The sequence below is a fragment of the Phenylobacterium aquaticum genome (genome assembly GCF_947378715.1).
In the GTDB taxonomy this organism is placed as follows: Bacteria; Pseudomonadota; Alphaproteobacteria; order Caulobacterales; family Caulobacteraceae; genus Phenylobacterium; species Phenylobacterium aquaticum_A.
Genome location: NZ_CANCLE010000002.1, coordinates 50,633 through 63,892, shown reverse-complemented (window position 1 = coordinate 63,892; position 13,260 = coordinate 50,633). Strand labels below are relative to the sequence as shown.

Annotated in this window: 11 protein-coding genes and 1 tRNA gene; 4 read left to right on the top strand and 8 right to left on the bottom strand. The window is 68.4% G+C overall.

The features are described 5' to 3' along the window. Positions 1-13: 13 nt before the first annotated feature. The 4 genes from Q7P21_RS00715 to Q7P21_RS00700 all read right to left on the bottom strand — a co-directional run bounded on the left by Q7P21_RS00715 (position 14) and on the right by Q7P21_RS00700 (position 2,086). A complete protein-coding gene (locus Q7P21_RS00715; RefSeq protein WP_304170173.1) occupies positions 14-601 on the bottom strand; it encodes an LptA/OstA family protein in 588 nt (195 codons plus the stop codon). A gap of 24 nt (positions 602-625) precedes the next feature. Continuing rightward, complete coding sequence (lptC, locus tag Q7P21_RS00710) at positions 626-1,249, bottom strand: LPS export ABC transporter periplasmic protein LptC (protein ID WP_304170174.1); 624 nt, start codon at positions 1,247-1,249, stop codon at positions 626-628. A gap of 7 nt (positions 1,250-1,256) precedes the next feature. Then, positions 1,257-1,874, bottom strand: coding sequence for a ribonuclease D (locus Q7P21_RS00705; RefSeq protein WP_304175305.1), 618 nt, complete (start codon positions 1,872-1,874; stop codon positions 1,257-1,259). Positions 1,875-1,999: 125 nt separating this feature from the next. Next, positions 2,000-2,086, bottom strand: a tRNA-Leu gene (locus Q7P21_RS00700). Between the two features lie 174 nt (positions 2,087-2,260). Here Q7P21_RS00700 and Q7P21_RS00695 point away from each other — a divergent pair. Further along, positions 2,261-3,232 (top strand): complex I NDUFA9 subunit family protein, encoded by a 972-nt coding sequence (locus Q7P21_RS00695; protein ID WP_304170176.1) that lies wholly within the window; start codon positions 2,261-2,263, stop codon positions 3,230-3,232. A gap of 23 nt (positions 3,233-3,255) precedes the next feature. Here the strand turns inward: Q7P21_RS00695 and Q7P21_RS00690 are convergent, their stop codons facing one another. Next, entirely contained in the window at positions 3,256-4,062 is an 807-nt protein-coding gene (locus Q7P21_RS00690; protein ID WP_304175303.1) for an undecaprenyl-diphosphate phosphatase, read from the bottom strand. Positions 4,063-4,278: 216 nt separating this feature from the next. Here Q7P21_RS00690 and Q7P21_RS00685 point away from each other — a divergent pair, with 216 nt between their 5' ends. Together Q7P21_RS00685 and gltB are read left to right on the top strand one after the other, a co-directional pair. After that, a complete protein-coding gene (locus Q7P21_RS00685; RefSeq protein ID WP_304170178.1) occupies positions 4,279-5,715 on the top strand; it encodes an NAD(P)-dependent oxidoreductase in 1,437 nt (478 codons plus the stop codon). Positions 5,716-5,720: 5 nt separating this feature from the next. Beyond that, on the top strand, positions 5,721-10,274 hold the full coding sequence (gltB, locus tag Q7P21_RS00680; RefSeq protein WP_304175301.1) for a glutamate synthase large subunit: 4,554 nt from the start codon (positions 5,721-5,723) through the stop codon (positions 10,272-10,274). 44 nt (positions 10,275-10,318) lie between these two features. On the opposite strand, the gene thpR is transcribed toward gltB, so the two are convergent. Continuing rightward, positions 10,319-10,861 (bottom strand): RNA 2',3'-cyclic phosphodiesterase, encoded by a 543-nt coding sequence (gene thpR, locus Q7P21_RS00675; RefSeq protein ID WP_304175299.1) that lies wholly within the window; start codon positions 10,859-10,861, stop codon positions 10,319-10,321. A 134-nt stretch (positions 10,862-10,995) separates the two neighbouring features. On the opposite strand from thpR, the gene Q7P21_RS00670 reads away from it, so the two are divergent. Next, positions 10,996-11,745 (top strand): Bax inhibitor-1/YccA family protein, encoded by a 750-nt coding sequence (locus Q7P21_RS00670; protein ID WP_304171174.1) that lies wholly within the window; start codon positions 10,996-10,998, stop codon positions 11,743-11,745. A gap of 65 nt (positions 11,746-11,810) precedes the next feature. On the opposite strand, the gene Q7P21_RS00665 is transcribed toward Q7P21_RS00670, so the two are convergent. Together Q7P21_RS00665 and Q7P21_RS00660 are read right to left on the bottom strand one after the other, a co-directional pair. Continuing rightward, a complete protein-coding gene (locus Q7P21_RS00665; RefSeq protein WP_304171180.1) occupies positions 11,811-12,140 on the bottom strand; it encodes a DUF2794 domain-containing protein in 330 nt (109 codons plus the stop codon). 312 nt (positions 12,141-12,452) lie between these two features. Then, a complete protein-coding gene (locus Q7P21_RS00660) occupies positions 12,453-13,169 on the bottom strand; it encodes a thioredoxin family protein (protein ID WP_304175297.1) in 717 nt (238 codons plus the stop codon). Between the last annotated feature and the right edge of the window lie 91 nt (positions 13,170-13,260).

Sequence of the window (13,260 nt, the reverse complement as noted above, 5' to 3'; positions counted from 1 at the left end):
TTCAAGGGAGCGCCTAGCGCGCAGCGGCGGGCGGGGTGGCGGCCGCCGACTGCTGCTTGGGATAGAGCACCGTGCGGACACGGCCGGGCTTGTTGCGACCCTTGACCCCGCTCTGCATCTGGGCGTCGCCGGTCTTGACGTTGATCACCAGCTTGGAGCCCTTCAGCACGTCCTGGCCACGGGCGGCGACCACGTCGCCGGAGATGGTGATGGTGTCGCTTCCGGCCTCATAGAGGGCGGTGTCGCCGTGCACGCGCTGTTGCGGGGTGACGTAATAGACCGAGCCCGTGGCCTCCATGCGGTCGAGCAGACTGCCGCAGGAGCCGCCCGTCGGGCTGGAGCCCCGGGCCGAGCCGCCGGTCCCGGGCTTGTAATAGATCTTGAGGGTGTCGGCGCGCAGCCGCACCGTGTCCTGCAGGGCCTCGGCGCCGCCGGTATAGACCGCCAGGCACTGGGCGTTGACCACTTCCAGCTGGTCGGCGGTGATGTCGACGGGTGCGTCGGAATTCTGGGCGAGCTGCGCCGCGGCCGGCCCGGCAAGGGTCAAACCACAGGCGAACGCCGCCAAAGCCCATCGTTTCATCATCGCCAGCTCGATCATGCCCATGCCGTTCCGAGGGGAAGACTAGTGTGACTCGACGCGCGTATGAACGCCGCCCTTGAAGACCATACGCTCGCCCTTGTCGTAGACCCCGTAGGACTTGGCAATGATTTCTCCCAGGGCGCCCGCGCCCTGGATCACGCCCTTGCCCTCCAGCTCGCCGGTGGCGGTGTTGAAGATGGAGCTGGCGGTGGAGAAATTCACGTCCCCGCCGTTCAATTTCACGCCGCCATCGAGATTCAGCATCTTGGCGTCCTCGCGATAGACGCCGGAGCGGGCGGTGACATGGGTGGGGTTGGTCCCCTCCTCGTCGAGGATCAGTTCCGGGGTGTCGAGCAGGACGCGCTGATAGTCCTTCTCGTCGCGGGTCGCGGTCTTGGCGGTGAGCACGAAGGCGCGGCCCTTGTTGTCGCGGCCCACGAAGCGCGGCTTGACCAGCTGGATCGGGGCGTCGGCGTCAGACGGCTTGGCCCGCGCGCCAACGATCGAGCCCTGGATCACGAAGCCGACCATGGCCAGCAGGATCACGCCGATCGCCACGGGCAGGGCGACCCGCATGCGCCGGATCAGGCGCGAATGGGCCAGCCAGCGCGCCTCCTGCCGGCGCGGCGCGGCCGAGGGTTGGGAGGGAATGTGGACCAGGCTCAAGACCGCCTCACGCGTGGGCGAAGATGTCGACCTCTTCCCAGCCCCTGACATCCAGCAGGGCGCGATGGGGCAGGAAGTCGAAACAGGCGCGGGCGAGCGCGTCGCGGCCCTCGCGGGCCAGCATGTCGTCGAGCCGGGCGCGCAGGGCGTGCAGATGCAGGACGTCGGAGGCCGCATAGGCCAGCTGGTCGGGGGAGAGCTTGGCGGCGCCCCAGTCCGAACTCTGCTGGGCCTTGGACATGTCCACCCCGATCAGCTCCTTGGACACGTCCTTCAGGCCGTGCCGGTCCGTATAGGTCCGGGCGAGCTTTGAGGCGATCTTGGTGCAATAGACGGGCTGGGTCACCACCCCCAGGTGGAGATGGAACATGGCGATGTCAAAGCGGCCGAAGTGAAAGATCTTGGTGACCGCCGGATCGGTGAGCAGCCGCCTGAGATTGGGGCAGTCGTAGTCGGGGCGCTTCAGCTGCACCACATGGGCGTCGCCGTCGCCGGCCGACAGCTGGACCACGCAGAGCGGATCTCGGCCGAGCCTCAGGCCCATGGTCTCGGAATCGACCGCCACGGAGGTGACGCCTGCGAACACGCCGTCGGGCAGGTCGCCGTCATGGAGGAAATTCGCCAAGGTCGGTCTTGCTCCCGGTCCCGCCGGATGCGGGTCGCATCACCTGGACTCGTCCGGCGCCAATCCGCGCCCGCGAGCATTTGAGGGGACTTCGGGGGTTAAGTCACCCACCGCGATCCAAAGGGTGGTGCCCAGGAAAGGACTCGAACCTTCACGGCCGTTAAGCCACTGGCACCTGAAGCCAGCGCGTCTACCAATTCCGCCACCTGGGCCCCGTCCCTTCGGATCGGGAGGCGGTCTGATAGGGCGCCGTCCCAGCCGGGTCAACGCCTAGTTCCAAGATGTTTGACCCTCGGTCGAGGACGCGACGGTGAAGTCGCATTGCGGCGCGCCCGCGCATCGTCTATCCGAGCCCTTCCGGAACCCTCTTTAGATACACGGACACCATGCAGGATCTGGTCACGGTTTTTGGCGGCTCGGGCTTCGTTGGAAGCCAGGTGGTGCGCGCGTTGGCCAGGCAGGGCGCCCGCGTGCGGGTGGCCGTGCGCCAGCCGCACCTGGCCCACACCATGCGGCTGCTGGGCGATGTCGGCCAGATCGAGGTGGTCCAGGCCAATATCCGCAACGAAGCCTCGGTGCGCCGGGCGCTGGACGGGGCCCAGGCCTGCGTGAACCTGGTCGGCGTGCTCTATGAGACCGGCCGCCAGAAATTCCAGTCCGTCCACGCCATGGGCGCCAAGACCGTGGCCGCCGCCGCTGCGGCCGCCGGCGTGACCCGGCTGGTGCAGGTCTCGGCCCTGGGCGCCGACGCCCAGTCGGCCTCGAAATATGCGCGGACCAAGGCCATGGGCGAGGACGCCGTGCGCGCCGCCTTCCCGACCGCGACCCTCATCCGGCCCTCGATCGTGTTTGGTCCGGGCGACGGCTTCTTCAACAAGTTCGGCGAGATGGCGGTGATGAGCCCGATCCTGCCGCTGATCGGCGGCGGTAAGACCCGCTTCCAGCCGGTCTATGTGGGCGACGTGGCCAAGGCGATCGCCAAGGCGGCCACCGATCCGGCCTGCGCCGGCCAGACCTATGAACTGGGCGGGCCGGCGGTCTACAGCTTCCGCGAGATCCTGGAGCTGATCATGGTCCAGACCGGCCGGGCGCGGCTGCTCCTGCCCCTGCCCTCGTTCGTCGCCGGCCTGATCGGCAAGGCCTGCGAGCTGCTGGCCCTGACCCCCATCGCCCCGCCCCTGACCAGCGACCAGGTCGAGCTGCTGAAGGCCGACAATGTGGTGTCCGGCGCCCTGCCGGGTCTCTCGGACCTGGGCATCGCGGCGACCACGGTCGAGACGATCGTGCCGGCCTATCTTTATCGCTTCCGCAAGGGCGGCCAGTACGCCGACGAGACCGAGCGGTTCGCGGCGGTCTGAGACCGCCGCCCGTCTGACGGGGCTTAGCGCCCCGTCATCGTCAGGAACACCAGCCCGCCGATCCCCACCACGATCCGCCACCAGGCGAAGGGGGCGAAGCCGCGCTTGCCGACGAAGTCCAGCAGGGTGCGCACGACGATGAAGCCGACCACGAAGCTCACGCCGAAGCCGACGGCGATGATCCCGACCTGATCCATCGAGATGGCGTGGCGGTTCTTCCAGGCGTCCAGCGCGAAGGCGCCGGCCATGATCGGGATGGCCAGGAAGAACGAGAACTCGGCGGCGGCGCGCTTCTCGACCTTCATCAGCATGGAGCCGAGGATGGTGGCGCCGGAGCGCGAGACGCCGGGCACCAGGGCCAGGCACTGAAAGAGGCCGATCACCAGGGAGGTGACCAGCGGCAGGGTCATGGCGTCGGTCTCGGTGGGCTTGGGCGCCCAGCGGTCCAGCGCGAAGAACACGAAGCCGCCGATGATCAAGGACCAGCAGATCAGCCGCGGGCTCTCGAACAGCACCGTCTTGATGATGTCGTGCAGCAACAGGCCGGCGATGGCGCCGGGGATGAAGGCGATCAGCACCGAGAGCGCGAAGCGCCGCGACTCCGCCTTGGTCGGCAGGGTGATCACCACCTGCCACAGCCGGCCGAAATAGAGCGCCACGATGGCCAGGATCGCGCCCAGCTGGATCAGCACGGCGAAGGTGTCCCAGAAGCCGTCCGGCAGGCCGAGCAGCAGCTTGGTGAGCAGGAGGTGGCCGGTGGACGAGACCGGAATGAACTCCGTCAGGCCCTCCACCACGCCCAGGATGATGGCGTTGATCCAGTCAGACATGGGAGCCCCTCTGCTTTGCGTCCTGGGGGAGGAAGACGGGATTTAGGGTAAAAATGGCGTTCATCCAATTTAGGGACTATTATTGCAGAAAACTGAGGGCGCCCTCGTGAGTCCGGCGAATGACTAGCATTTATAGTCCATTTATTTGCCCATCAACTTTCGCCGGGCTGAATTTGGCGCTATGGCCGATCCATCTGGATCACCGGAGGCAGGGCCATGGCCGAGCGGATGCTGAAGTTCACCACCGTGGAACGGACCACGCCGGCCAAGCGGGCGGCGGTGGCGCGCACCGGCGATTTCCACGAGATCTATGCGGACTTCATCGACGCCAAGGCGACCGAGCAGGCTTCGCGCTGTTCGCAATGCGGCGTCCCGTTCTGTCAGACCCATTGTCCGCTGCACAACAACATCCCCGACTGGCTGCGGATGACCGCAGAGGGCCGGCTGGAAGAGGCCTATCAGCTCTCCCAGGCGACCAATTCCATGCCCGAGATCTGCGGCCGCATCTGCCCGCAGGACCGGCTCTGCGAGGGCAGCTGCACCATAGAACAGTCGGGCCACGGGACGGTGACGATCGGGGCGGTGGAGCGCTATCTGACCGACAAGGCCTGGGAAGCAGGCTGGGTCACGCCCCTGCGCCCAGGGATCGACCAGGGCCGCTCGGTGGGCGTGATCGGGGCGGGACCGGCGGGCCTGGCGGCGGCCGAGCGCCTGCGCGAGGCCGGCTACGCTGTCACCCTCTATGATCGCCACGACCGGGCCGGCGGCCTGCTGATCTACGGCATCCCTGGCTTCAAGCTGGAGAAGGAGGTGGTGGCGCGGCGCACCGCCCGCCTGGCCGACGGCGGGATCGAATTCCGCCTGGGCTTCGAGGTCGGCCGCGACGCCAGCCTGGATGAGCTGCGCGCCCGCCACGACGCGGTGCTGATCGCCACCGGAGTCTATGCCGCCCGCGACCTGATCGTCCCGGGCGCGGGCTCGACCGGGGTCACCCGGGCGCTGGACTATCTGATCGCCTCGAACCGCACGGGGCTTGGGGACGTGGTCCCAGACTACCAATCCGGCCAGCTGAACGCGGCGGGCAAGGCCGTGGTGGTGGTGGGCGGCGGCGACACCGCCATGGACTGTGTGCGGACCGCCGTGCGCCAGGGGGCGGCCTCCGTCACCTGCCTCTATCGTCGCGACCGCGCCAACATGCCGGGCTCGACCCGCGAGGTCGCCCATGCCGAGGAAGAGGGCGTGGTGTTCGAATGGCTGGCCGCGCCCCGCGCCGTGACCGGCGAGGCTGAGCGCGCCACTGGCGTGCGGGCCGCGCGTATGAGGCTGGGCCCGCCCGATGCGGGCGGCCGCCAGGCCCCGGAGGAGGTCGAGGGCGGCGAATTCGACCTGCCCGCCGACCTGGTGATCAAGGCCCTGGGCTTCGACCCGGAGGACCTGCCCGCAGCCTTTGGCGCGCCGGAGCTGGTGGTGTCGCGCTGGGGCACGGTGAAGGCCGATTTCCGGACCCTGATGACCTCGATCCCTGGCGTGTTCGCGGCCGGCGACATCGTCCGGGGCGCCTCCCTGGTGGTCTGGGCGATCCGTGATGGCCGCGACGCCGCCGACGCCATCCATGCCTATCTGTCCCAACCGGCCCTGGCCGCGGCGGAGTGACGAACATGAGCGACCATCCGCCTTCTGAAGAGACCGCCCGCTATCTCGCCAACCGCCGCAAGCTGATCGACGGTCACGCCTATGACCCCAGCTCGGAGCGGGACGCCTGTGGCGTCGGCCTGGTCTGCGCCCTGGACGGCAAGCCGCGCCGGGAGGTGGTGGAACTGGCCATCCGGGCCCTGAAGAGCGTCTGGCACCGAGGCGCCATCGACGCCGACGGCAAGACCGGCGACGGGGCCGGCGTGCTGGTCTCCGTGCCCCAGGACTTCTTCGCCGACCAGGTGGCGCGCATCGGCCACAGCCTGCGGCCCGGCCCGATCGCCGTGGGCCAGATCTTCCTGCCGCGCACGGACCTGACCGCCCAGGAGGCCTGTCGCACCATCGTCGAGGCCGAGGCCCTGCGCTTCGGCTTCTACATCTATGGCTGGCGCCAGGTGCCGACCGACACCCGGGTGATCGGCGAGAAGGCCAACGCCACCCGGCCAGAGATCGAACAGATCATGCTGTCCCCGCCCAAGGGGCTGGGCGGCGAGGCGCTGGAGCGGGCGCTGTTCATCTGCCGCAAGCGGATCGAGAAGCGGGTGGCTGCGGCCAATATCCAGGCCTTCTACATCTGCTCCCTGTCGGCCAGATCCTTGATCTACAAGGGCATGTTCCTGGCCCAGCACATCGACGAATTCTATCCGGACCTGACCGACGAGCGGTTCTCGGCGGCGGTGGCGATCTTCCATCAGCGCTATTCGACCAACACCTTTCCGGAGTGGCGGCTGGCCCAGCCGTTCCGGATGCTGGCCCACAACGGCGAGATCAACACGCTGAAGGGCAACGTCAACTGGATGAAGAGCCATGAGATTCGCATGGCCGCCGACGCTTTCGGCGAGATGGGCGACGACGTGAAGCCGGTGATCCAGCCGGGCGGGTCTGACTCTGCGGCCCTGGACAACACCTTCGAGGTGCTGGTCCGGGCCGGGCGCGACGCCCCCATGACCAAGGCGTTGCTGATCCCGGAAGCCTGGGCCGCCAAGTCCGACGCCCAGATCAAGCCCGAGCACAAGGCGCTCTACGCCTATTGCAACGCGGTGATGGAGCCCTGGGATGGGCCCGCCGCCGTCTGCGCCACCGACGGCCGCTGGGTGGTGGCCGGCAAGGACCGTAACGGCCTGCGCCCCCTGCGGGTCACCTATACCGATGACGGCCTGCTGATCATGGGCTCCGAGGCCGGCATGTGCCGGGTCGAGGAGACCCGCATCGTCAAGAAGGCGCACATCGCGCCCGGCCGGATGATCGCCGTCGATCTCGTCGAGGGCCGGCTCTATGAGGAGGACGAGATCATCGACCGCCTCGCCGCCCAGCATCCCTATGACCAGTGGCTGGGCAACATGGTCGACCTGGAGGCCGAGATCGCGCCGGGCCCCGAACCCCGGGCCTATGGCCGCGAGGAGCTGACGCGCCGCCAGGTGGCCGCCGGCCTGACGCTTGAGGACCTGGAGCTGCTGCTGGCGCCGATGATCGAGGACGCCAAGGAGGCCGTGGGCTCCATGGGCGACGACACCCCGCTGGCGGTCCTGTCCGACCAGTACCGGCCGCTGTCGCACTTCTTCCGCCAGAACTTCAGCCAGGTGACCAACCCGCCGATCGACTCGTTGCGCGAGTCGGCGGTGATGAGCCTGAAGACGCGGTTCAAGAACCTCGGCAATGTGCTCGCCCAGGACGAGGCCCAGACCGACGTCTTCGTGCTGGAGAGCCCGGTGCTGACCACCGGCATGTATCAGCGGATCGTCGAATTCATCGGACCGAAGAACGTGGCGGTGATCGACGCCACCATGCCGATCCCGGCGCCCGAGGCCCGACCCGGCGACGCCCTGCGGGCCAATCTCGACCGCATCCGCGCCGAGGCGGAGGACGCGGCCCTGCGCGGCTGCGCCACCATCATGCTCACCGATGAGGCCTGCGGGCCGGGACGGATCGCGCTGCCCATGATCCTCGCCACCGGCGGGGTGCATAGCTGGCTGGTCGCCAAGGGACTGCGCTCCTACGTCTCGATCATCGTCCGCTCCGCCGAGTGCCTGGACACCCACTATTTCGCGGTGCTGGTCGGGGTGGGGGCCACGGCGGTCAACGCCTATCTGGCCCAGGAAAGCTTCCAGGACCGGCTGGAGCGCGGCCTGGTCGGAGAGCTTTCGCTTCGCCAGGTCTGTCTGAATTTCAAGTCCGCCATCGAGGGCGGGCTGCTGAAGATCATCGCCAAGATGGGGATCGCGGTGATCTCCTCCTATCGCGGCGGCTACAACTTCGAGGCGCTGGGTCTCTCCCGCGCGCTGGTCGCCGAGTTCTTCCCCGGCATGCCCTCGCGCATCTCCGGCATCGGCCTGGCCGGCATCGAGGCCAAGGCGGTCGAGCTGCACCACAAGGCCTGGACCACCGGCGCGATCAGCCTGCCGGTCGGCGGGTTCTACAAGGCCCGGCGCGCGGGGGAGGCCCACGCCTTCGAGGCGCGGATGGTCCACACCCTGCAGAACGCCTGCGAGAGCGGCGACTACGGGACCTACAAGCGGTTCTCAGACGGCATGCGCCGCCTGCCCATGGTGCAGCTGCGCGACCTGCTCGACTGGCGCTCCAGCGAACGCCCGGTGGCGCTCGACGAGGTCGAGAGCGTCAACGAGATCCGCAAGCGCTTCCTGACGCCCGGCATGAGCATGGGGGCCCTGAGCCCCGAGGCGCACGGGGCGCTGAACATCGCCATGAACCGGATCGGCGCCAAGAGCGTCTCCGGCGAGGGCGGCGAGGACTCCGCCCGCTACAAGCCCCTGCCCAATGGGGACAATCCCAACTCCGCCGTGAAGCAGATCGCGTCGGGGCGGTTCGGGGTGACGGCCGAATATCTGAACCAGTGCCGCGAGATCGAGATCAAGGTCAGCCAGGGCGCCAAGCCCGGCGAGGGCGGACAGCTGCCCGGCTTCAAGGTCACCGAAATGATCGCGAGGCTGCGCCACGCCACGCCGGGGGTGATGCTGATCAGCCCGCCGCCGCACCACGACATCTATTCGATCGAGGACCTGGCCCAGCTGATCTATGACCTGAAGCAGATCAACCCGGACGCCCGGGTCTGCGTGAAGCTGGTGGCCATGACCGGCATCGGGGCCATCGCCGCCGGCGTCGCCAAGGCCAAGGCCGACGTGATCCTGATCAGTGGCAATGTCGGCGGCACAGGGGCCTCGCCCCAGACCTCGATCAAATATGCCGGCGGGCCCTGGGAGATGGGGCTGAGCGAAGCCCACCAGGTGCTGACCCTCAACAATCTGCGCCATTCCGTGCGGCTTCGGGCCGACGGCGGCATGCGGACCGGCCGCGACGTGGTGATCGCGGCCATGCTGGGCGCGGAAGAGTTCGGGATCGGCACCGCCAGCCTGATCGCCATGGGCTGCATCATGGTCCGCCAGTGCCATTCCAACACCTGCCCGGTGGGGGTCTGCACCCAGGACGACGCCCTGCGCGCCAAGTTCACCGGCACGCCGGAAAAGGTCATCAACCTCTTCACCTTCATCGCCGAGGAGGTGCGCGAGATCCTGGGCCAGTTGGGCTTCAAGTCCCTCTTGGACATCGTCGGCAGGACCGACCTGCTGCAGCAGGTCTCGCGCGGCGGCGAGCACCTGGATGACCTCGACCTGAACCCCCTGTTGGTGAAGGCCGATCCGGGCCTCCACGCCCCCTATTGCACGGTGGAGGGCCGCAACGAGGTCGCTGACACCCTCGACGCCCAGATCGTGCGCGACGCGGCGCCCATGCTGGAGCGCGGCGAGAAGATGCAACTGACCTACACGGTCCGGAACACAGCGCGGGCCATCGGGGCGCGGACCTCGTCGCACATCGTGCGCAAGTTCGGCATGACCGGCCTGGCGCCCGGCCACCTGACCGTGCAGCTGAAGGGGTCGGCCGGCCAGAGCCTGGGGGCCTTCGCGGTCCAGGGCCTGCGCATCGAGCTGACCGGCGAGGCCAATGACTATGTCGGCAAGGGGCTGTCGGGGGCGACGATCATCATCCGCCCCTCGCCCCACCTGGCGGCGGCGGAGACCAACGCCATCCTCGGCAACACCGTGCTCTATGGGGCGACGGCGGGACGGCTGTTCGCGGCCGGCCTGGCCGGGGAGCGGTTCGGGGTGAGGAACTCAGGCGCGGTCGCCGTGGTCGAGGGCTGCGGCGCCAACGGCCTGGAATATATGACCGGCGGCCGGGCGGTGATCCTGGGTCCCGTGGGCTTCAACTTCGCGGCCGGCATGACCGGAGGCATGGCCTTCGTGCTCGACCCCCACGACAGGTTCCTGACCAACCTCAACCCCGACAGCGTGGTGGTCCAGAGGATCGGAACGCGGGCCTGGGAGGCGGAGCTCAAGGGCCTGGTCGAGGAGCATGCGCGGGAGACCGGCTCGGCCTTCGCAGCCGGAATCCTGCGCGACTGGGACCGCTATCTGGGCAAGTTCTGGCAGGTGGTCCCGAAGGAGATGGTCCACCGCCTCGACCAGCCGCTGGCCGAGGAAGAGGCGGTCCACCACAGGGCTTAGGCTCGCGCGGCCTGTTCCCTCTCCCCGCGGGGCGGGGCGAGGGCTTAGGGCGGCGTCAGCGAATAGCTCCGTTCCAGCCGGTACCTCGACCCTGCGTCGGTCACCGCGCTGGAATAGAGGCCGAAGCTGCGCACCTCGAAGGGCGGGGAGCGCAGCAGGTTGTTGGCCTGGATCCACCAGGCCACCTTGTCGGGATCCGGGCGGCGCAGATAGGCCAGCGTGACGTGCGGGCGATAGACCCGGGTCTCGGGCGGCAGGCCCGCGCGGCGGGCGGCGGTCTCGCAGGCCTTGGCGAGATGTTTGAGGGCGGGGGTCTCGTCGACCCCGGCCCAGACGGCGTGGATGTCGTCGGCCTCGCCAAAACAGCCGACGCCGGCCAGTTCCAGGGTCAGGGGCTCGCCCCGGATCGTCGACAGCTCGGCGTCAAGGTCCGCGGCCACGTCCTCGCGCAGGTCGCCGGCGAATTTCAGGGTGATGTGCAGGGTCTCGCGCGGCCGCCAGCGGGCGCCGGGCAGGCCGTTTTGTCGGCGGGCCAGGCCCTCGGCGATCTCATCGGGGACGGCCAGGGCGGCGAACAGGCGGATCATCACCCAAGGCTAGCGGCCCGCGCGCGCCAGGCAAGACCCCAGCCAGATCAAGGGGCGCCTTGCTAAAGCCGCGAAGGGCTCCGATATTCCGGTGTGCGCCCGCTTGGGGCGTGTGAAAGAGGGCTTTGCCTCCGATGAGCGACTCCAACCGCGGCTACACGCGCACGATCCCCGCCGATCGCGCCGACATGTCGGTGGACGCGGGACTTCGCGGCTTCATGCTCGGCGTCTTCAACAAGGTCGGGCTCGGCCTCGTCCTGTCCGCCGCCCTGGCCTATCTGACCGGCGCCTATCCGCCCGTGCGCGACCTGATGTTCAAGGTCAGCCCCGACGGCCGCGCGATCGGTCTCAGCATTCTGGGCATGGTCGTGGCCTTCGCCCCCCTGGCCGTGATCCTGTTCTCCCGCTTCACCAAGAACGTGACCGCCAAGTCGGCCGGGATCACCTATTGGACCGTCGTCAGCCTGATCGGCGCCTCGCTGGGCCTGGTCGTCCTGACCTATACCGGCGCCTCGATCGCCACGACCTTCCTGATCACCGCCACCTCGTTCGGCGCGCTCTCCCTGGTGGGCTACACCACCAAGAAGGACCTGACCGGCATGGGCAGCTTCCTGATCATGGGCGTGTGGGGTCTGGTCGGCGCAATGCTGGTGAACATGTTCCTGCAGCTGCCGGCCATCTCCTTCGTGGTGAACGTGGCCGGCGTGCTGATCTTCGCGGGCCTGACCGCCTATGACACCCAGCGCCTGAAGATGACCTACTACCAGCTGGGCGGTAACCAGGAGGCGATGGGCGTCGCCACCAACTACGGCGCGCTCAGCCTCTATCTGGACTTCATCAACCTGTTCCAGTTCCTGCTCAGCTTCCTGGGCAGCCGCCGCTAAGGCTTTTTCCGAACGGCCGAAACACGAAACCCCGGCGGGTGACCGCCGGGGTTTTTGTTTGCGCCTCAGTCCACCACCTTGAACCTGCCCTTGTCGAAGACCCGCAGGACCTGGTCGAGCTCGTGGCCGCGCTTGAGGATCATGCCGCCGTCGCCGATCACCGCCCAGGCGCCCTGGCGGCGGGCCAGGGCCGGGCGCTTTTCGATCCGGTAGAGCGGGTTCTCCGAGGCCCGGCGATAGACCGAGAACACGCAGACCTCGTCATTCGCGCCGATGGCGTAGTCGCGCCACTCGCCAGCGGCGACCATGCGGCCATAGAGATGCAGGATGCGCGTCAGTTCACGCCGGTCGAAGAAGACCTGGGTCGCGGGGGGCGGGGACGGGTCAAAGGCCATCGACTCAAAGCCTAGACCCAAATCCCTCAGGCTGGCGAGCGTCACCTTGGGGACACAGCCGCCGCGAATTCGGGACATGCCGCAATATCGCGCCGTGAAATGACCTTATTTCGGACCCGTCCCCGCCTGATCCGCCCCCGATAAATACATCGTCGGTTGAACAGAGACACGCGGGTCCCGGATCCTGAACAGCCCCCCCAGCCCCCCTGGATCGTGGGTCCTGGTCAGCCGACAACTCTCTCCCCAAAGTCTGGCCCGCGCGGTTTCCCCCCACCGCGCGGGTTTTGGCTTATCTGGGGCCAGCGTCTGCGTTCAGCGCGCGGCGGCGGCCGGCTCGGCCTTGCGGGCCACGCCCAGGACCTTGCCGCCCTTGGGCGCCTGGACCAGCACCGCCATGGCCAGGCCGTCCTCGGTCGCGGCGGGAATCTTGAAGGTCACGGGCTTGCCGCGCCACAGGCCCAGCTTGGCGATCTCGCGCACCACATTGGTGTGGGCGACGGTCTGGCCCTTGTTGTCGCCCTTCTTGACCACGACGTCCTGCTCGCGCGGATCGAAGCGGACCAGCCAGACCTCGGCCCCGCCCTTAGGCGCGACGCCGGTCCCGACATCGATCCGGCGCAGGCCATGGAACACCATGTCGGGACCGCGACGGCGCGCGTCTGCGGCGGCGGCGACCAGCTTTTCCACCTTGTCGGTCTGCAGCCCCCCGACCTGGGCGCGGCCATCGACCACCACCTGGGGCGTATAGGGCTCGCGCAGGGACAGCTTGGCCACATAGGCCTTCTGACGCAGGGCGAACTCCGGCTTGGCGAAGGTGTCGGCCCAGCCGAGATAGTCCCAGTAGTCGACCGGGAAGGTCAGGGCCAGCACGTCGGGACGCTCGGCCAGCTTGCCCAGATAGGCGTTGGCCTCGCCGCAGGAGGCGCAGCCCTGGGCGGTGTAGAGCTCGACGACCACGGGCGGCCTGGCGGCCAGGGCCAGGACCGGCAGGGCGGCGAGCAGGAGGCTGAGAACGGCGGCGCGACGCATCGGCCCGCACTTAAGCGGAGTCAGGCGCGCGCGGCGTTCAATATGGCGTGAAATGGCGCGGCGCGCGAAAACGGACATCAGTCCGCGAATA